The organism is uncultured Oscillibacter sp., from assembly GCF_910584465.1.
In the GTDB taxonomy this organism is placed as follows: Bacteria; Bacillota; Clostridia; order Oscillospirales; family Oscillospiraceae; genus Oscillibacter.
In genome coordinates this window covers 51,355-70,051 of sequence record NZ_CAJUBK010000002.1, presented here as the reverse complement: position 1 = coordinate 70,051, position 18,697 = coordinate 51,355, and the positions used below count along the sequence as shown (strand labels likewise).

The 18,697-nt window shown below is 67.6% G+C and carries 18 protein-coding genes; 1 reads left to right on the top strand and 17 read right to left on the bottom strand.

Going from position 1 to position 18,697, the window contains the following annotated elements; translation table 11 throughout:
• Window positions 1–98: 98 nt before the first annotated feature.
• The 17 genes from cobA to QZ332_RS01480 all read right to left on the bottom strand — a co-directional run bounded on the left by cobA (window position 99) and on the right by QZ332_RS01480 (window position 17,801).
• Window positions 99–1,439 (bottom strand): uroporphyrinogen-III C-methyltransferase, encoded by a 1,341-nt coding sequence (gene cobA / locus QZ332_RS01560; protein WP_295761456.1) that lies wholly within the window; start codon window positions 1,437–1,439, stop codon window positions 99–101.
• 3 nt (window positions 1,440–1,442) lie between these two features.
• Window positions 1,443–2,213, bottom strand: coding sequence for an ABC transporter ATP-binding protein (locus tag QZ332_RS01555; RefSeq protein WP_295761454.1), 771 nt, complete (start codon window positions 2,211–2,213; stop codon window positions 1,443–1,445).
• Window positions 2,206–3,240: an iron ABC transporter permease gene (locus QZ332_RS01550; protein WP_295761451.1), complete on the bottom strand. Its 1,035-nt coding sequence runs from the start codon at window positions 3,238–3,240 to the stop codon at window positions 2,206–2,208. Before QZ332_RS01550 ends, QZ332_RS01555 begins: the two co-directional genes overlap by 8 nt.
• Window positions 3,206–4,147, bottom strand: a complete 942-nt coding sequence (locus QZ332_RS01545) for an ABC transporter substrate-binding protein (RefSeq protein WP_295761448.1) — start codon at window positions 4,145–4,147, stop codon at window positions 3,206–3,208. The genes QZ332_RS01550 and QZ332_RS01545 overlap by 35 nt, the downstream gene beginning before the upstream one ends.
• A 75-nt stretch (window positions 4,148–4,222) precedes the next feature.
• Complete coding sequence (locus tag QZ332_RS01540) at window positions 4,223–5,764, bottom strand: nitrite/sulfite reductase (RefSeq protein WP_295761445.1); 1,542 nt, start codon at window positions 5,762–5,764, stop codon at window positions 4,223–4,225.
• Window positions 5,765–5,869: 105 nt separating this feature from the next.
• Window positions 5,870–6,289 (bottom strand): DUF523 domain-containing protein, encoded by a 420-nt coding sequence (locus QZ332_RS01535; RefSeq protein ID WP_295761442.1) that lies wholly within the window; start codon window positions 6,287–6,289, stop codon window positions 5,870–5,872.
• Window positions 6,286–7,590: an ATP-binding protein gene (locus tag QZ332_RS01530; protein ID WP_295761439.1), complete on the bottom strand. Its 1,305-nt coding sequence runs from the start codon at window positions 7,588–7,590 to the stop codon at window positions 6,286–6,288. The genes QZ332_RS01535 and QZ332_RS01530 overlap by 4 nt, the downstream gene beginning before the upstream one ends.
• 108 nt (window positions 7,591–7,698) lie before the next feature.
• Window positions 7,699–8,718 carry a ketol-acid reductoisomerase gene (gene ilvC / locus QZ332_RS01525; protein WP_295761437.1) on the bottom strand — a complete coding sequence of 340 codons (1,020 nt, stop codon included), beginning with the start codon at window positions 8,716–8,718 and terminating at the stop codon, window positions 7,699–7,701.
• Window positions 8,699–9,265 carry an acetolactate synthase small subunit gene (ilvN, locus tag QZ332_RS01520; protein ID WP_295761435.1) on the bottom strand — a complete coding sequence of 189 codons (567 nt, stop codon included), beginning with the start codon at window positions 9,263–9,265 and terminating at the stop codon, window positions 8,699–8,701. Before ilvN (QZ332_RS01520) ends, ilvC begins: the two co-directional genes overlap by 20 nt.
• A complete protein-coding gene (gene ilvB, locus QZ332_RS01515) occupies window positions 9,262–10,980 on the bottom strand; it encodes a biosynthetic-type acetolactate synthase large subunit (protein WP_295761433.1) in 1,719 nt (572 codons plus the stop codon). Before ilvB (QZ332_RS01515) ends, ilvN (QZ332_RS01520) begins: the two co-directional genes overlap by 4 nt.
• Window positions 10,981–11,005: 25 nt before the next feature.
• On the bottom strand, window positions 11,006–11,350 hold the full coding sequence (locus QZ332_RS01510; RefSeq protein WP_295761431.1) for a GIY-YIG nuclease family protein: 345 nt from the start codon (window positions 11,348–11,350) through the stop codon (window positions 11,006–11,008).
• A 20-nt stretch (window positions 11,351–11,370) separates the two neighbouring features.
• Complete coding sequence (ilvN, locus tag QZ332_RS01505) at window positions 11,371–11,856, bottom strand: acetolactate synthase small subunit (protein WP_295761428.1); 486 nt, start codon at window positions 11,854–11,856, stop codon at window positions 11,371–11,373.
• Between the two features lie 18 nt (window positions 11,857–11,874).
• Window positions 11,875–13,506, bottom strand: a complete 1,632-nt coding sequence (ilvB, locus tag QZ332_RS01500; protein ID WP_295761425.1) for a biosynthetic-type acetolactate synthase large subunit — start codon at window positions 13,504–13,506, stop codon at window positions 11,875–11,877.
• A gap of 89 nt (window positions 13,507–13,595) precedes the next feature.
• On the bottom strand, window positions 13,596–13,994 hold the full coding sequence (locus QZ332_RS01495) for a hypothetical protein (protein ID WP_295761424.1): 399 nt from the start codon (window positions 13,992–13,994) through the stop codon (window positions 13,596–13,598).
• A gap of 6 nt (window positions 13,995–14,000) precedes the next feature.
• Window positions 14,001–14,942: a carbamate kinase gene (gene arcC / locus QZ332_RS01490; RefSeq protein ID WP_295761423.1), complete on the bottom strand. Its 942-nt coding sequence runs from the start codon at window positions 14,940–14,942 to the stop codon at window positions 14,001–14,003.
• A 188-nt stretch (window positions 14,943–15,130) separates the two neighbouring features.
• Window positions 15,131–16,321 carry a knotted carbamoyltransferase YgeW gene (ygeW, locus tag QZ332_RS01485; protein WP_295761422.1) on the bottom strand — a complete coding sequence of 397 codons (1,191 nt, stop codon included), beginning with the start codon at window positions 16,319–16,321 and terminating at the stop codon, window positions 15,131–15,133.
• Between the two features lie 67 nt (window positions 16,322–16,388).
• Window positions 16,389–17,801, bottom strand: coding sequence for a YgeY family selenium metabolism-linked hydrolase (locus QZ332_RS01480; protein WP_295761420.1), 1,413 nt, complete (start codon window positions 17,799–17,801; stop codon window positions 16,389–16,391).
• A gap of 165 nt (window positions 17,802–17,966) precedes the next feature.
• Here QZ332_RS01480 and QZ332_RS01475 point away from each other — a divergent pair, with 165 nt between their 5' ends.
• Entirely contained in the window at window positions 17,967–18,665 is a 699-nt protein-coding gene (locus tag QZ332_RS01475; protein WP_295761418.1) for a transcriptional regulator, read from the top strand.
• The last annotated feature ends 32 nt before the right edge of the window (window positions 18,666–18,697 follow it).

The following is an 18,697-nucleotide window of genomic DNA, read 5'->3' as shown; positions in this document are numbered from 1 at the left end:
GATCCCCGCAGGCTGTCCGCCGCCCGGCGGCGAGGGCGCGCCCAGGGCGGCGGGGAACGCTCCGCCGCCCGGGCGCCCCGGCATCCCCCGGACCGGGCCTAGGCGCGCAGGTCCATCCCCGCCGTGCCGCCCACCACGATGACGGCGGGGGCCTCCGCCCCGGCCTCCCGGGCCTTCCCCGCGATGTCCCCCAGCGTCCCCCGGACCGCCATGGGCCGGGGGGCGTTTTCGCCTGAGATCACGGCGGCGGGGACCTCCGGCGGGACCCCGGCCTCCATCAGCCGCCGGGCCAGCGCCTCCAGCTGGGACAGGCCCATGAGGAACACCAGCGTCCCCGGCAGGCGGGCCAGCTCCTCCAGGCAGGCGGGCAGGCCGTCCGCCGTGTCCGCCGTGTGGGCGGCGGCGATGTGGACGCTCCGACTCACGCCCCGGTGGGTGACGGGCATCCCCGCCCAGCCGGGCGCCGCCACGGCGGAGGTGACGCCGGGGACATACTCCCACTCGATCCCCGCGGCCTGGAGGGCCAGCGCCTCCTCCCCGCCCCGGCCGAAGACGAAGGGGTCCCCTCCCTTGAGGCGGACGACGGCCTTCCCCTCCCGGGCCTTGGCGATCAGCAGGGCGCCGATCTCCTCCTGCGCCATGGAATGACGGCCCCGGCGCTTGCCGGCATAGATCCGCTCGGCCCCCTCCGGGGCGGCGTCCAGCAGGTCCGGGGACAGGAGGTCGTCATAGACCACCGCGTCACAGCTCTCCAGCCGCCGCAGGCCCCGGACCGTGATCAGGTCCGCCGCGCCGCAGCCCGCGCCGACCAGGCTGACCCTGCCGGTCCGGGGCGCGCCCTCCAGCACCGCCGCCAGCGCTTCCTCCCCCAAGGGGAAGCCCGTCTCCAGGCAGACGCGGAACAGCCGGGAGAAGATCCCCGCGTGCCGTCCCTCGTCCGCCACCCGCTCCCGGACCACCGGGCGCAGGGCCCCCAGATAGGACAGCAGCGCCCCGAACTCCTCCGGTATCCCGGCGGCGATCCGCTCCTTCGTCCAGACGGCGGCGCTGGGGCTCGTCCCGGCGGTGGAGATGCCGACGGACAGATCCCCCCGCTTCACCAGGGCGGGGAACAAAAAGCCGCAGTGCTCCTTATCGTCCGCCGCGTTGACCAGGATCCCCCGCTCCCGGCAGAGGGCGGCCACGGCCCGGTCCACCGCCCGGTCGCCCGTGGCGGCGATGACGAAAAACTTCTCCTCCAGCATGGCGGGCTCGAACGCCCGGCGAAGGAGGACCGTCCCCGGCGCGCTCTCGATCTCCGGCCGGATCTCCGGCGCGGCCACGGTGAGCCGGGGACCGTAGGGCAGGAGCTTGCGCACCTTGCGCGCGGCCACGGCCCCGCCGCCTACGATCAGGCCCTCCCGGCCCTCCAGATCCACGAAAAACGGGAAGTATGCCATCCCTCAGCCCTCCTCCGGCAGTCTGCAGGAATACCGCCACCCATCCGGTCCGGCGGCGCGCTCCAGCCGTATGCCCATGACCCGCTCCAAGACCTTGCTCCGATAGATCTCCTCCGGGGCCCCCAGGGCCGCCAGACGGCCCCCGTCCAGTACGGCGGTCTCGTCCGCCATGGACAGGGCCAGGCACAGATCGTGGAGCGCCAGCGCCACGGCCCGGCCCTCCGCCGCCAGACGGCGGGCCAGGGCCAGGACCTCCAGCTGGTGCCGGATGTCCAGGTACGTGGTGGGCTCGTCCATCAGGATGATCTCCGTCTCCTGGGCCAGGGCCATGGCGAGATAGACCTTCTGCCGCTGGCCCCCGGACAGCTCCGGCAGGGGCCGGTCCGCCAGGTCCAGCGCGTCCGCCGCCGCCAGGGCCCGCTCCACGGCCTCGTGATCCTCCCGGCGGTAGCGCCGGGGATAGGAGAGGTAGGGGAAGCGGCCGTGGAGGACCATCCGCCGGGCGGTGATGCTGGGCACCGCCCGGGACTGGGGGAGATAGGCGACCTTCCGGGCGGTCTGCCGGGGGCCGTGCTCCCCCAGCGGCTCCCCGTCCAGCAGGACCTCCCCGCCCAGGGCGGGCAGGAGGCCCGAGAGGGTCCGCAGCAGCGTGCTCTTCCCGCAGCCGTTGGGGCCCAGGAGGACCAGGAGCTCCCCCGGCCGGACCGCCAGGGACACGTCCTCCAGCACCGCCCGGCCCGGATAGCCCGCCGAGACGCGCCGCGCTTCAAGCATGGCCCGCCTCCTTCCGCCGCCGCCCGGGGCCGTGCCGCTGGCGCAGCAGCAGCCAGAGGAAGAACGGCCCGCCCAGCAGGGACAGCACCACTCCCACCGGCAGCTCGTAGGGGGCGAACAGCGTCCGGGCCAGGACGTCGCACAGCGTCAGCAGCGCCGCCCCGCCCAGGGCGGCGGCCAGCAGCAGCCGGGCGGAGCTGTCCTCCCCCGCCAGCCGCCGGGCGATGTGGGGCGCGATGAGCCCCACGAAGCCCAGCAGCCCCACGAAGCTCACCGCCGCCCCCGCCAGCGCCGCCGCCGCGGCCAGCAGCACCAGCCGCAGCCGCCGGGCCGGGAGCCCCAGGCTCCGGGCGGTCTCCTCCCCCAGAAGCAGCACGTCCATCTCCCCGGAGAGGGACAACGCCAGCAAAAACGCCGCCAGGATCGCCCAGGAGGCCGGGGCCACCCGTGCCATGGACAGGTTCGCCGCGCCGCCCACCCGGAAATCCGTGTAGCCGTTCAGCGCGTCGGGGAAGAAGGTCAGCACGGCGTCGATGCCCGCGCTGAACATGCCGGACACCGCCACGCCCGCCAGGACCAGGGTCATCCGGGACGCGCCGGTCCGCTGGGCGATGAACAGCACCAGCAGCACGCCGCCCAGGGCCCCCAGGAACGCCGCCAAAGGCGCCGCCTCCGTCCGGGAGGGCCAGAGGGCGGCGCACAGGGCCGTCAGCAGTCCCGCCCCGGCGTTGACGCCGATGACATTGGGCGCCGCCAGAGGGTTGCCCAGCACGCCCTGGATGATGGTCCCCGACGCCGCCAGCGCCGCCCCCGCCAGGAGACAGCCGCAGGTCCGGGGCAGGCGGGCCAGCAGCACGATCTGGGCGGACACGCCGCTCCCCCTCCCCAGCAGCGCGGCCAGGACCTCCCCCGGGGCCACGGGCACCGCCCCCAGGCACAGGCTCAGCAGGGCGGACAGCGCCGCCAGCAGGGCCAGGGCCGGGAGGACGGATTCAGTTGGGATACAGGATGTCCGCGAGCATCTCATAGGCTTCCCCCCAGCGGGCGTTCGGTTTGAGGTTGTAGAGCCGGTGGTCCAGGGTGATGCAACGCCCCTCCTCCACCGCCCGGAGGCTGTCCCAGGCGGGATCGGACAGCAGCGAGGCACTCAGAGCGGCGGAGGCGGCAGAGGCGTCCGCTCCCTGGAAGACGACGAAGATATAGTCCGGATCCCCGGCGATGATCCCCTCCAGGCTCAGGTCCTCCAGCAGCCCCCCGCCGTCGGCGATGTTGACGCAGCCCAGGTCCGCCAGCATCTCTCCCAGGACGCTGCCCTCGCTGCCCTTGGCCTTGCAGCCGCTCCCGGCGGCCCGGATGTAGAGGACCCTCGGGGCGGAGCCGTCCTGCCGCCGGACGGCGGCGTCCACCTGCTCTTGGATGTCCGCACCGTAAGTCCGGTAATTCCCCGTACACCCGGTGAGGCGGGTGCAGACCTCCAGCATCCGGAGGTAGTCGCCGAAGCCGTCCACCTCGAAGTAGGCGGCGGGGATGCCCGCCTGGGCGAAGGTATCCCGGAGCTCCAGATCGGCGGCGGTGTTGACGCTGGCCAGGATCAGATCCGGCTCCGCCGCCAGCAGGACCTCCAGGTTCGGCTCCTTGACGGCCCCCAGATCCGCCACGTCCTCCCCCAGCCCCAGGTCGAAGGAGGTCCAGGCGTCCCCCGCCGCCGCGATGAGGGACCCCTTCCCTCCCGCCAGGCACCAGATGTCGGCAAAGCTGCCGATCATCGCCGCCACCCTTTGGGGCGGCTCCAGCCGGAAGTCCTGGCCCAGGTCGTCGGTGAAGGAGACGGCGTCCCCGGCGGGGGGCCGCGGCTCCCCGCCGGCGTCCGGCAGGGCTTCGCCGCAGGCGGTCAGGGCCAGCACGAGCGCCAGCAGTATGCAGATACGTTCCATCCCATATCCTCTCCCGTCGAACAGGGGAGGCGGCGGGCCCCGGGCTCGTCTCCTCCCCTGTCATAAGATCGCGCCTCAGGCGTACTTGGCGATGATGGCGTCCCGTTCCCCGGCATGGGCCTCGGACCACTGGGCCCAGCCCTGTCCGGCGGCGGAAGCGGCCCGGCCCAGCTCCACCAGCAGGGCGGGGACGTCCTCCTCCAGGATCGCCGGCCCGGCCTCGCCGAAGCGGGCCGCGCCCAGGGCGCCGCTCCCGCCCAGGAAGATCTTGAACGCGGGCCGGGGCTTGCCGTCCACGGGCTTCACACAGCCCTGGAAGCCGATGGCCCCCGCCTGATGGGCGGCGCAGCTGGAGGGACAGCCGGAGACGCAGATCCGGGGCAGGGCCCCGTCGGGAATGCCCGCCTCCCGGACCGCCCGGACGGCGGCCTGGAGCAGCCCCTGGCTGTCCCGGACGCCCTGCTGGCAGACCGTCGCGCCGATACAGGCCACGCTGTGCTCGAACTCCGTCTCCGCGCCGTCTTCCGTGACGGCCAGGACCTCCTCCGCCTGGGCCGCGGGGAGGTTGATGACATACAGGGTCTCGTCCGGCCCCACCCGGCACTCCGCGTTGCAAAGGCCCTCGATCGCGGCGTACAGCTCCGCGGGCTTCTCCGCCGGCAGCACGCCGCCGATGGGGTGGTACTCCACGGCGTACAGCCCCGGCTGCTTCTGCCGGATGGCCCGGGGGTGGTCCAGGGTCCCGCCGCCCCCGCAGACGTCCGCCAGGGCCTCCAGGCTGCGGATCTCCAGCCCGCCCCGGGCCTTCAAGTCCGCCACGTTCCTGAGGAACGCCTCCTTGAGCCCGTCGGGGCCCAGGGTGTCCTGCATAAAGCGGGTCCGGGCCTTGGCCCGGTTCTCATAATTGCCGTGCCGGCAGAAGGTGTCCACCATGGCCTTGACGTAATAGAGGACCTCCCTGGGCTGGACGTGTTCGTCCACCAGCACGCCCATGCGCTGTCCGGAGGCCCCCAGCCCCCCGGCGATGCGCAGGGAGAAGGTCCCGTCCCTCCGGGCCTGGAAGCCCATGTCCCGGAAGGCGCTGTGGACGCTGTCGTCCACGCCGTTGGAAAACGCGATCTTCAGTTTCCGAGGCATGTGGATGTCCCGGCAGATGGAGAGCAGGTACTCGGTCACCGCCTCGGCATAGGGGGTGGGGTCGAACGCCTCCCCCTCCTGCACGCCGGACAGGGGGCTGCACATGACGTTGCGGGGGTTGTCCCCGCCGCCGCCCCGGCAGATGATGCCGCAGGCGATGGCCTCCTCCATGATGGCGGGCACCTGCTCCGCCGGGAGGTCGTGGAGCTGCACCGTCTCGCAGGTGGTCAGCTTCAGCCTCCGGACGCCGTACTTTTCCACGGTCTCGGCCAGGAACTTCAGCCTCTCCGCGCTCAGGCGGCCCCCGGGTATCCGCAGGCGCAGCATGTGCTTCGTCTGGTCCCGCTGGGCATAGCTGCCCATGCCGCCGGAATAGCCCTTGTAGTCCTTCTTCGCGATCTTGCCCTCCTGGAACTCGCCGATCTTCCCGGAGAAAGCCTCGATCTCCTCCCGGTACGTCTGGAGCCATTTTCGATCCATCATCGCGCGCCGACCTTCCTTCCTTGGATCCCGCCGTGAGGCGGAGGTTTTTCAGATGATTATACCATACGGCGGGATGCTCCGCAATCCCCGGCCGCGGGCTTTTCAGGCAAGGTCCTCCGGCTCCATCACCGAAAAGCCGCTCTCCAGCAGCAGCCTGGCGAACACGCCCTGCCCGTCGATCCTCCGCCCGGAGAAGGTGCCGTCATAGATCTGCCGCACGCCGCAGCTGGGGCTCCGGGGCTGGAGGATGGCCAGCCCGGCCCCCTCCTCCCTGGCCCGCTCCAGGGCCAGGGCCGCGCCCCGGCGGAACTCCGCGTCCACGACCCGGCCGTCCCGGGCCGTCACCACGCCGTCCACGATCTCCGCCGGGGGACGGGGGACGGGCAGTCCCCCCAGGACCTCCGGGCAGACGGGGACCGCCTCGTGGTCCCGGAGGAACGCCAGGACCCTCTCGTCTCGATTGTTCCCGCCGCTGTATTTGCAGTCCTCCCCCAGGAGGCAGGCGCTGACCAGGACCTTCATCCCTCCAGGCCCTCCAGGTAGTGGACGAACTGCTGGGCCGTCCGTCCGGAGAAGCCGCCGTGCCGGACCTCCCAGGCGTTGGCCTTGACCATCAGCTCCTCCTCGTCCATCTCCACGCCCTGCCGCGCCGCCAGCGCCTTGACGATGGCCTGGAACTCCTTGGGCGTGGGCGCGTTGTAGTTGATGGTGACGCCGAACCGGGCGGCCAGGGAGAGCTTTTCCTCCATGGTGTCGGAGCGGTGGATGTCCCCGTGGCGCTCCACGTCTGTGCGGTCGTTCCAGGTCTCCCGGATGAGGTGGCGCCGGTTGGAGGTCGCGTAGATCAGCACGTTCTCCGGCCGGGTCTCCACGCCGCCCTCGATGACGGCCTTGAGGAACTTGTACTCCACCTCGTTCTCCTCGAAGGAGAGGTCGTCGATGAAGATGATGAAGCGGTAGTTCCGGTCTTTGATCTTGGCCAGGATGTGGGACAGCTCCCCGAACTGGTGCTTGTAGATCTCGATCATCCGGAGCCCGCGGTCGTAATACTCGTTGATGAGGGCCTTGACGCTGGTGGATTTCCCGGTGCCCGCGTCGCCGTAGAGCAGGACGTTGTTGGCGTGCTTCCCGGCGAGGAACGCCTCCGTGTTCCGGCGGAGCTCCTTCTTCTGGAGCTCATAGCCCAAAAGATCTTCCAGGCGCACGCCGTCCACGTTGCTGATGGGCAGGAACTCCAGCCCGGCGGGCCCCCGCCGGATACGGAACGCCCGGTTCATGGCGAACACGCCGTAGCCGTACTGCTTATAGTACTCCGTCACCAGGCGGAACATCTCCCGCCCGTCCGCCGCGCCGGCCAGGGCCCTGCGGAGGGTGCGGACCTGGTCGCTGACGTCCCGGTTATAGGTCCGCTCCCGTTTGGGGATGGCGCGATAGTTGGTCAGGATCGAGAAGCAGTCCGTGAGCAGGTACTGCTCCAGGTTGGAGAAGTCGTAGTGGAAGAGCTGGTAAAAGACGGCGAAGTCGTTCTCGGCGAAGCGGTTCACGCTGCCGCCCTCCGTGGCCCCCACCCGCTCACAGGTGCGGGTGAAGGAATTGTCGTTGGTCATGAGCACCCAGGTGAGGTAGCACTGCCAGAGGTCCTCGTCGAAGCCGCAGACGGTGCCCAGGTCCAGGAGGCGCTTGACCTGGGCGTAGGTCCGCTGGAGCAGCACCTCCTTGGCGCCGCCGTCCTTGCTGTCCCGGACGATCTCCGCCAGCCGGACCAGGATGCTGTCCTCGCCCAGGGCGCTGTAGAGGACGAGGTGGGGAAGGATACGGTCCATATCGTCAGTCCTTTCTCGCGGGGCCTCCGGATACGTCCCCGCATAGGTCAGTCCAGCCTTGTTCGAAAAACGCCGCCCGGGGAGGCGGCGCTTTCCGAAGCAACGCGGTCAGTTGGAGGCGGTATCGGGGTCGGTGTCGTCGCCCCAGAGCATGTTCCTGCGCAGCTCCGCGCCCACGAGCTCCATCTGGTGCCGGGCCAGCTGGCGGCGCTTGGAGTTGAAGAAGGTCCGCCCGTTCTTGTTCTCGGCGATCCACTTCCCGGCGAAGACGCCGTCCTGGATGTCCGTCAGCACGGCCTTCATGTTCTTCTTGGTCTCCTCATAGGGCAGGACCCGGGGGCCGGAGACGTACTCGCCGTACTCGGCCGTGTCGGAGATGGAGTAGTTCATCATGGCCACGCCGCCCTTGTTGATGAGGTCGATGATCAGCTTCATCTCGTGGATGCACTCGAAGTAGGCGTTCTCGGGGGCGTACCCGGCCTCCACCAGGGTCTCGAAGCCCATCTTCATCAGCTCCACCACGCCGCCGCAGAGGACGGCCTGCTCGCCGAAGAGGTCGGTCTCCGTCTCATCCTGGAAGGTGGTCTCCATCACGCCGCCCCGGGCGCCGCCGATGCCCGCGGCATAGGCCAGGGCCAGGTCGTACGCCTTGCCGGTGGCGTCCTGCTCCACGGCCACCAGGCAGGGCACGCCCTTGCCGTTCACATAGGTAGAGCGGACGGTGTGGCCGGGGCCCTTGGGGGCGATCATGGCCACGTCGACCCCGGCGGGGGGCACGATCTGCTTGAAGTGGATGTTGAACCCGTGGGCGAACATCAGCATATTGCCCGCCTCCAGGTTGGGGGCGATGTCTTTCTTATAGACGTCGGCCTGGACCTCGTCGTTGATGAGGATCATGACGATATCGGCCCACTTGGCGGTCTCGGGGACGCTCATGACCTTCAGGCCCGCCTGCTCGGCGGCGGCCTGGTTCTTGCTGCCCGGACGCAGGCCCACGCACACGTCGCAGCCGGAGTCCTTCAGGTTCAGGGCGTGGGCGTGGCCCTGGGAGCCGTAGCCGATGATGCCGATCTTCTTACCGTCCAGTTTGCCCAGGTCGCAGTCCTTTTCATAATACATTTTTGCCATATTCGTACTCCTCCTTCAATTTGCTCTCGTCATATATCGTGCTACGCCCTCTCTCGATGGCGATAGTACCCGTTTTCGCGATCTCCAGGATCTCGAAATCCGCCAGCAGCTCGATCAGCGCCGCGTTCTTGCTCTGGGAGCCGAAGACCCACACGGTCAGGGACTCCTTGTCGATGTCGATGATATGGCCCCGGAAGACGTTGGCCAGCTGGATGATCTCCTCTCGGGCGCTGTGGTCCTTGGTCCGGACCTTGATCAGGGCGATCTCCCGGCGGATGCAGGTCTCCTCGTCCAGGATCTTCACCGCCTGGACCCCCAGGATGCGGCGGCACTGGGTCGCCAGCTGGTTGGCCACCAGCTCGTCCGCCAGCAGCTCGATGGAGATGCGGGCGGTGTGGGGCCGGTCCGTGGCCCCGGAGACGATGGACTCGATGTTGTACCCCTTCCGGGAGAAGAGCCGGGCCACCTGGCTGAGGATGCCGGGGGTGTCCTCCGTCAGGACGCAGAGGGTGTAGAGCTTCTTTTCCGTGTCCCATTGCTTTCTCATGACTCTCCTCCTTCGCTCAGCAGGAAATCCGTGATCCCGGACCCGGCGGCCACCATGGGCCGGACCATCTCGTCGATGTCCAGGCGGCAGTCGATCACCGCCGCCTCGCCGCTCCCCAGCGCCTGGGCCAGGGCCTCCTCCATGTCCGCCGCGCTCTCCACCCGGAAGCCCCGGATGCCGTAAGCCTCCGCCAGCTTCACGAAGTCCGGCCCCCGGTCCAGGGTGGTCTCGGAGTAGCGCCTGCCGTAGATCAGGCTCTGCCACTGGCGGACCATGCCCAGGGTGCCGTTGTTGAACACCACGGTGATGATGGGGAGCCGGTAGTGCTGCACCGTCGCCAGCTCATGGCAGTTCATGCGGAAGCAGCCGTCGCCGGTGATGTGGAAGACCCGCTTGTCCGGGTGGGCGGTCTGGGCCCCGATGGCGGCCCCCAGGCCGAAGCCCATGGTGCCGAAGCCGCCGCTGGTGAGCATCTGGCCGGGGTACTGGAAGTGCAGGTACTTGATGGCCCACATCTGGTGCTGGCCCACGTCCGTGGCCACGATGGCGTCCTCCGGCATCTGGACCCGGATGGTCTCCAGGATCTGCTGGGGGGTGAGGTGGTCGCTCTCCTTCGCCACGGAGGGGGACCGGAGGGGCAGGATATGGGCCTTCCACTCACTGTGGTCGTATTGGGGCAGCTTCTCGTTCAGCATCGCCAGCACCCGGCGGGCGGAGCCGATGATATGGTGGTCCGTCAGCACGTTCTTGTCGATCTCCGCCCGGTCGATGTCGATCTGGCAGATCTGCGCCTGGCTGGCGAAGGAGGCGGGCTTCAGCGCCACGCGGTCGGAGAAGCGGCAGCCCACGGCGATCAGCAGGTCGCACTCGTCGCAGGCGGTGTTGGACGCCTTGGACCCGTGCATGCCGATCATGCCGGTGGTGAGGGGGTGGCTCCCGGAGAAGCCGCCGCCGCCCATGAGGCTGATCGCCACCGGCGCGTCCAGCTTCTCGGCGAACTCCTTGAACTCCTTGTCCGCCCGGCCCAGCACCACGCCGCCGCCGCAGATGACGAAGGGCTTCTTGGCCGCGGCGATCATCTCCAGGAGGATGTCCACGTCCTGCTGGTTTGGGGTCGGTTTCTTCAGCTCGTGGTCCCGGCCCAGCTCCCGCATCCCGGCGCAGCCCCGGTTCTCCCGCCAGGGGACGAACGTATAGTCGATCTCCACGCTGGGGAAGGTGACGTCCTTCAGGAAGTCGATGAGCACCGGCCCCGGCCGGCCGCTGGCGGCGACGGCGAACGCCTGGCGCATGACGGCGGGGATGGTCTGCGCGTCCCGGACCAGGAAGGTCGCCTTGGTGATCGGCATGGCGATGCCGGTGATGTCCACCTCCTGGAAGGCGTCCTTGCCCAGGGTGGCCTCGGTGACGTTGCAGGTGATGAACACCACCGGGGAGGAGTCCAGGTACGCGGTGGCGATGCCCGTGGTCAGGTTCGTCGCCCCGGGGCCCGACGTCGCGAAGCACACGCCGACCTTCCCGGTGGACCGGGCGTAGCCGTCCGCCGCGTGGGCGGCGCCCTGCTCGTGGGCGGTCAGCACATGGCGGATCTTGTCCTTGTAACGGTAAAGCTCGTCATAGACGTTCAGGATGGTGCCGCCCGGATAGCCGAAGACGGTGTCCACCTCCTGTTCCAAAAGGCACTCCATGATGGCCGCGGTCGCTTTGATCTTCATAGATCCCATCTCCTCTCCCGGCGGTTCACTTCCACAGCTTCACCGCGCGCGCATCCTCGGCCAGGCAAAGCTCCCGCAGGGTCTCCAGCTCCTCGGTGTGGTCCTCCTGCGGGTCCTCGTACTCCAGCACGGCGGCGACCGAGAACTCGAACCCCGCCTCGCCGTACTGCTTCCAAAGCTCCATCAGCCGCTTGTTGGGATGGACGCCGCCGGAGAGCTTGGCCCGGGCGCTGTTGAGCCCGGCCTTCGTATCCTTGGCGATCCCCAGGAAGGTCTCTCCGGTCTCCCTGCACCGCAGGGAGATCACGCCCATCTCCGGGCGGCGTTCCTTCCATTCCGCCGCCAGGGCTTTCCTCCGTTCTTTATCCATGCTGTCTTCTCTCCGTATCCTCAGATCTTCCCGCCGCCCTTTTGCAGGGCGATGACGCCCGTCCGGGCGACTTCCAGGATGTTGAAGGGCCGCATCATGTCCTCGAACACGTCCACCCGGTCCGGCGTGTCGGAGATCTCCAGGGTCATGGAGGTCGGCGAGATGTCCGCCGCCTTGGCCCCGCAGATGCCGCAGATGGTCATGATGTGCTCCCGGTTGTTCTTGTTGGCGCTGACCTTGATGATCATCAGCTCCCGGCCGATCATGTTCCCCTCGTCCAGGGTCCGGACCTTGATGACCTCGATCAGCTTGTTGAGCTGCTTTTCCACCTGCTCCACCACGTTGTTCCCGTTGTCCACGATGATGGTCATCCGGGAGAGGGACGGGTCGTCCGTCACGCCCACGGCCAGGGAATCGATGTTGAACGCCCGGCGGGAGAAGAGGCTGGCGATGCGGTTCAGCACGCCCGCCCGGTTCTCCACCAGGATGGAGATCGTCTGTTTCATCCTCTGTCCCTCCCTTCTTCAGTCCGTGGTCCGCCACTCGGGGCTGACCTCGGCGATGAGCAGGCGGGGGCCCTCCTCCGAGAGGAAGCGGTCCAGGGCCTCCTCCACCTTGGCCTCGCTGCGCAGCGTGACGCTGGGGATGCCGTAGGCCGAGGCGATGACGGCGAAGTCCGGGTCCCCGTCCAGCCGCACGCCGAAGGGCCCGTGATAGGGCTCCCTGCTCTGGATCTGGTTCACCAGGCCCAGCACGCCGTTGCGGAAGAGGAGGATCTTCAGATCGAAGCCCCCCGCCTTCACGGCGGCCAGCTCGTTCATGGACATCTGGAACGACCCGTCCCCGCAGACGGCCACCACCTGCCGCCGGGGATCTGCCGTCTTCACGCCGATGGCGCAGGGGATCGCGTAGCCCATGGTCCCCAGCCCCCCGCTGGTGAGGAACCGGGCCCCGTTCAGCCGCAGGTGCTTGCAGGCCCAGATCTGGTTCTGCCCCACGTCCACGCAGACGGCGGCGTCCTCGCGCAGCCGCTCGCCCAGGAGCCGCAGGACCCGCCCGGGGAACACGTACCCGTCCTTGGCGGGATAGCCCCGGCCCAGGTTCTTCCGCCGGAGATCTTGGAGCATCTCCCGCCACTCGGCACAGTCCGCCTCGGCCCCCCGTTCCATCAGCTGCCGGAGGATGACCTTGGCGTTCCCCACCAGGGGCAGGGTGGACTGCATGTTCTTCCCGATCTCGGCGGGATCCACATCGATGTGGATATTGGCCATCCGCCGCTGGATCTCGTCCGGGGACACGATGGCCCGGTCCGCCACGCGGGTGCCGATCATGATCAGCAGATCCGACTTCACCAGGGCCTTGTTGGCCGTGGTGTTCCCGTGGGCCCCGATCATGCCCATGTTCAGCGGGTGCTCCGTGGGCAGGAGGCTGAGGCCCATCATCGTTGTCACCACGGGGATGCCCGTCTCCTCGGCGAACCGGCGCAGCTCCGCCTCCGCGTGGGCGAGGAACACGCCGCCGCCCGCGCAGATCACCGGCTTCCGGGCCAGCCCGATCGCCATCGCCACGTTGGCGATCTGCTTGTCGTTGCCCCGGACGCTGGGGTTATAGCCCCGGATGCGGACCTCCTCCGGGAAGGCCACGCCGGAGACCATCTGCTCCTGCACGTCGATGGGGATGTCGATCAGCACCGGGCCGGGGCGGCCCGTGGAGGCGATGTGGAACGCCTCCTTCATCACCACCGGGAGCTGGGCCGCGTCCTTCACCAGATAGCAGTGCTTGGTGAAGGGGGTCACCGCGCCGGTGATGTCCACCTCCTGGAAGATGTCCCGTCCCAGCAGGTTGGAGGGCACCTGCCCCGTGATGGCGATTATGGGGATGGAGTCCATATACGCCGTGGCCACGCCGGTGATCAGGTTCGTGGCCCCCGGGCCGGAGGTGACGATGCAGACCCCGGTCTTCCCTGTCGCCCGGGCGTAGCCGGAGGCCATGTGCCCCGCGTTCTGCTCCGTGCGGACCAGGGTGTAGTCGATGTTCGGGTCCTCCCGCAGCGCGTCGGCGATGGGGCAGATGGTGGCCCCGGCGTAGCCGAAGACGCGCTCCACGCCCTCCCGCGCCAGGCTCTCCATCAAGATCTGCGCGCCTGTCATTTCCATGCTGTTACCGCTCCTTTCGCCAAAAAAAGCCCGTGTCCCTCGTCGGGTCACGGACTTGCAAGAGTTCCGGTCTTCGGCGGCTGCTGGCCTCAGGCTGTCTGGAGGAGGCCGTTCGTCCCGCCCTTGTTTCGCGCATGACCAAACGCATTATTCGGTTTCGATACCAGGACTACCAGTACCAGGACCAGAATAATGTACAGGCCAAGGATGCTGTTGAGCGCGTTCGTCATCGACATAGGGGAGACCTCCGCCGCTTGTCTTGTTTTTTCATTATACATATCTGTCCCCCAAAGCGCAACAAAAAAATCCGATATCCCGCCTTTTCCAGATATTTTTACGAAAGGGACGCCGCGTTCCCGCCCCATCCTAGTGGAAAACGACGAAGCTCCTCCTCCCGTCCCCCCATCGATGGCACCTGTTTTTTGCAGACAACGCCGCCGGCGGGCGGCGCAAAAGAGGACCCCCTCCCGGGGATCCTCTTCAGACATGGCCCTTTACGCGGAGATGGTCGTCCCGGTCTCCCCGGCGACGCCGGCCCCCGCCTTCTCCAGCAGGGTGATCAGTGCCCGGCGTCCCTTCCGGGACTGGGCAAATTTCACCGCCGCCTGGACCTTCGGCAGCATGGAGCCGGGGGCGAACTGGCCCTCCTCGATATACCGCTCCGCCTCGGCGGGGGTGAGGCTGTCCAGCCACGTTTGATCCGGCTTGTTGAAGTTCACGGCCACCTTCTCCACCGCCGTCAGGATGATCAGCGTGTCGGCGTCCAGCTGCTCGGCCAGCTTCTCGCTGGCGAAGTCCTTGTCGATGACCGCCGCCGCGCCCTTCAGGTGGTTCCCCTCGGTCTTGAACACCGGGATGCCGCCGCCGCCGCAGGCCACGACGACCAGCCCGGCCTCCACCATGTCCCGGATGGACTGGATCTCCACGATGGAGACCGGCTTGGGAGAGGCCACCACCCGGCGCCAGCCCCGTCCGGCGTCCTCCACGACCTTATAGTCCCGCTCCTTCACCAGCACGTCGGCCTCCTCTTTGGTCATGAAGGCGCCGATGGGCTTGGTGGGGGCCTCGAAGGCGGGATCGCTCGGGTCCACCTCCACCTGGGTGAGGACGGTCGCCACGCCCTTGTCGATCCCCCGGTCCAGCAGCTCCTCCCGCAGGCCGTTCTGGAGGTCGTAGCCGATATAGCCCTGGCTCATGGCGACGCAGACGGACAGGGGGCAGGGGATATACTTCTCCGGGTCGGACCGGGTCAGCTCGGTCATGGCGTTCTGGATCATGCCGACCTGGGGGCCGTTGCCGTGGGCGATGACCACCTGATGCCCCTGCTCGATCAGGTCGGCGATGGCCTTGGCGGTCTGCTTCACGGCGGCCATCTGCTCGGGGAGATTGCTGCCCAGGGCATTGCCGCCCAGGGCGATGACGATACGCTCAGCCATTTTCAGCATCCTCTTTCTCATCATGGATTCGATCGCGGCTCCCGAAGGAGCCGCGGTCAGTTTCTCCGCCTTGGCGGGAGATCATGCAGATCCGCTCCGCGGCGGCGCCCATCCTGCCGGGGCCCGCCGCCCGGGCCGCCCGGAGGGGCGGCGCCCCCGCAAAGGGGGCCGGCCCTCCCCCGGCGCGCTCAGAAGGACTTGCGCTTGCCGCCGCGGTCCATCGCCATCAGCGCGGACACGGGATCTTTGACCTTGCTCATCATGATCATGGCGGCGATGATATAGGGCTTGTAGCTGGCCTCCTTGTACAGGGGCACCAGATAGCGGTCGAAGACGGAGTTGTCCACCTCGCCCTCGGGGCAGCTGAGGCCGGTGATGTCGGCGGGGAGGCAGTGGAGGTACAGGGCGGAGCCGTTCCGGGTCTTCTTCATCATCTCCTCGGAGCAGGTCCAGTCCTTGTGCTGGGCGTTCTGCGCCAGGAGCCGCTGCTCCAGGGCGTCGATGCCCGCCTGGTCGCCGGCCTGGTAGAGCTTCGTCCGCTCCTCCATGGCGGCGAAGGGGGCCCAGCTCTTGGGATACACGATGTCGGCGTCCTGGAACGCCTCCTCCATGGAGGCGGCCTTCCGATAGCTCCCGCCGGTGGCGGCGGCGTTCTTCCGGGCGATCTCCTCCACCTCGGGCATCACGTCATAGCCCTCGGGATGGGCCAGCACCACGTCCATGCCGAAGCGGGTCATCAGGCCGATGACGCCCTGGGGCACGGACAGGGGCTTGCCGTAGCTGGGGGAGTAGGCCCAGGTCATGGCGATCTTCTTGCCCTTCAGGTTCTCCACGCCGCCGAACTGATGGATGATGTGCAGCATGTCGGCCATGCACTGGGTGGGGTGGTCCACGTCGCACTGGAGGTTGACCAGGGTGGGCTGCTGCTCCAGGATGCCGTCCCGGTAGCCCTCCTTCACGGCGTCCATGAAGGTCTTCTGGTACTTGTGGCCCTCGCCGATGAACATGTCGTCCCGGATGCCGATCACGTCGGCCATGAAGGACACCATGTTGGCGGTCTCCCGGACGGTCTCGCCGTGGGCGATCTGGGACTTCTTCTCATCCAGGTCCTGGACGGTCAGGCCCAGCAGGTCGCAGGCGGAGGCGAAGGAGAACCGGGTCCGGGTGGAGTTGTCGCGGAAGATGGAGATGCCCAGGCCCGAGTCGAAGATGCGGGTGGACTTGTTCCGCTCCCGGAGATCCCGGAGGGCGTCGGCCACGGTGAAGATGGCGTCCAGCTCCTCGTCGGTCTTGTCCCAGGTCCAGTAGAAGTCGGACTTGTACATGTTGTTGATGTGCAGCTTTTCCAGGTGCTGCGCCAGCTCGATGGTCTTAGACATGATCTGATACCCCTTTATTATGTATGATATTATGATGCAGGATGCGGAGCTCTTCCGTCCGGTGCGGTCACCGGATATCGTTGTCCGTCAGGCTCTGGCGGAACTCCGTCACGTCGCCGGTCTTGTTCTCGGGCTTGTAGAGGCCGGGGACGGCGGCGTACAGCGCGGCGCAGGTCACCAGATCCTGCTTCCAGGTGATCTCGTTGGGGGCGTGGGCCTGGCTCTCCGCGCCGGGGCCGAAGCCCACGCAGGGGATGCCGTACCGGCCCTGGATGGAGACGCAGTTGGTGGAGAAGGTCCACTTGTCCGTCAGGGGGCGGCCGGTGCGCAGGTGCATGGCGTCCTTGGACGGGTCGGCGTCGGCGTGGCCGATGCGCTCCTCGCCCCAGAGGGCGTGATGGGCGTCCACCACGGCCTGGACGTGGGCGGCGCCGGCCTTGTTGATCCAGGTGGGGAAGAAGCACTCGGTCTCATACACGGTGCCGGTCCAGGCGGGGCGGTCGTACATGTACATGGAGACCTTCACGTCGTCGCCGTACTTCTTCACGCTGGGGAGCTGGCGGATCTCCTCCAGGCAGGAGTCCCAGGTCTCGCCGGCGGTCATGCGCCGGTCGATGGAGATCGAGCAGCTGTCCGCCACGGCGCAGCGGCTGGGGGAGGTGTAGAAGATCTGAGAGGTGGTGCAGGTGCCCCGGCCCAGGAACTGGGCGTCCTCGTAATGCGCGGGGTTGAACGCCGGGTTCAGCATCTTGACCAGGCCCTTGACCTCGTTGGAGGGGCCGTCGCCGTTCTCGTTCAGGGCCCGGACGTCCTGGAGGATGTCGGCCATCTTGTAGATGGCGTTGTCGCCCCGCTCCGGGGCGGAGCCGTGGCAGCAGACGCCCTTCACGTCCACCCGGATCTCCATGCGGCCCCGGTGGCCCCGGTAGATGCCGCCGTCGGTGGGCTCGGTGGAGATGACGAACTCGATCTTGCTCCGGGCGTCCTCGGGGCCGGCGAAGTATTTGTTGACGATGTACTGCCAGCACATGCCGTCGCAGTCCTCTTCCTGGACGGAGCCGACCACCATGATCTTGTATCCCGCGGGGATCAGCCCCAGGTCCTTCATGATCTTGGCGCCGTACACGGCGGAGGCCATGCCGCCCTCCTGGTCGCTCCCGCCCCGGCCGAAGATGATCTCGTCGGTCTCATAGCCCGTATACGGGTCCGCTTCCCAGTTGTCGATGTTGCCCACGCCCACGGTGTCGATGTGGGAGTCGATGGCGATGATCTTCTCGCCCTGGCCCATCCAGCCGATGACGTTGCCCAGGCCGTCGATCTCGACCTTGTCGAAGCCCAGCCGCTCCATCTCGGCCTTGATGCAAAGGACCACTTCCTTCTCCTCGCAGCTCTCGCTGGGATGGGAGATCATGTCCCGCAGGAACCGGGACATCTCCGCCTTGTACCCCTCCGCCGCAGACTTGATCTTCTCGAAATCCATGATGCAGACCTCCATTTGAATTTTATCGCCGGCGGCCCGGTCTCCCCGGCCGTCTGTTCCTTACAGCCTTATCATATCACAATATCCCCGGTTGTCAAACAAAATTTTTGAAAACCTAAAAAAATTTTTGAAAACCGGTTGCTTTCTTCAAAAGACCGTGGTATGATGACAGCATGGATCCGTGTCTTTCCACGAAGATCGGCCCAAAAAGGGGGTATCACCACGGAAAACAGCAAATTAGACCTGCTGCGCCAAGTGGCCTCCGGCATCGCCGCCCAGTTCGGCAGCAGCTGCGAGGTCGCCATCCACGATCTCAGCCGGGATCCGGACCGCTCCATCGTCTTCATCGCCAACGGCCACGTCTCCGGGCGCAAGGTCGGGGACGGCGCGTCCAACGTGGTCATGGAACAGCTCCGCACCCAGGACCCGGAGCCCAAGGACCATCTCTGCTACCTCACCAAGACGCCGGACGGGAAGATCCTGAAGTCCTCCACCGTCTACATCCGGGACCGGAAGGGGAAGGTCTCCGCCATCCTGGCCATCAACTATGACATCTCCCGCCTCATCCTGATGGAGGAGGCCCTCCACGATCTGGTCTCCACCGGAGAGACGGCCCCCGCCGAGCCGGAGAAGATCACCAATGTCAGCGACCTGCTGGACGAGCTGATCCAGCAGTCCGTGGCCCTGGTGGGCAAGCCCGCCGCCGTCATGAACAAGGACGACAAGGTCCGGGCCATCCAGTTCCTCAGCCAGAACGGCGCGTTCCTCATCACCAAGTCCGGCGATAAGGTCGCCAAATACTTCGGCATCTCCAAATATACCCTGTACTCCTATATCGATATGAACAAGCAGGAGGGGAACTGAAAGAGGCGGGGCCTGACGGCCCCGCCTTTTAT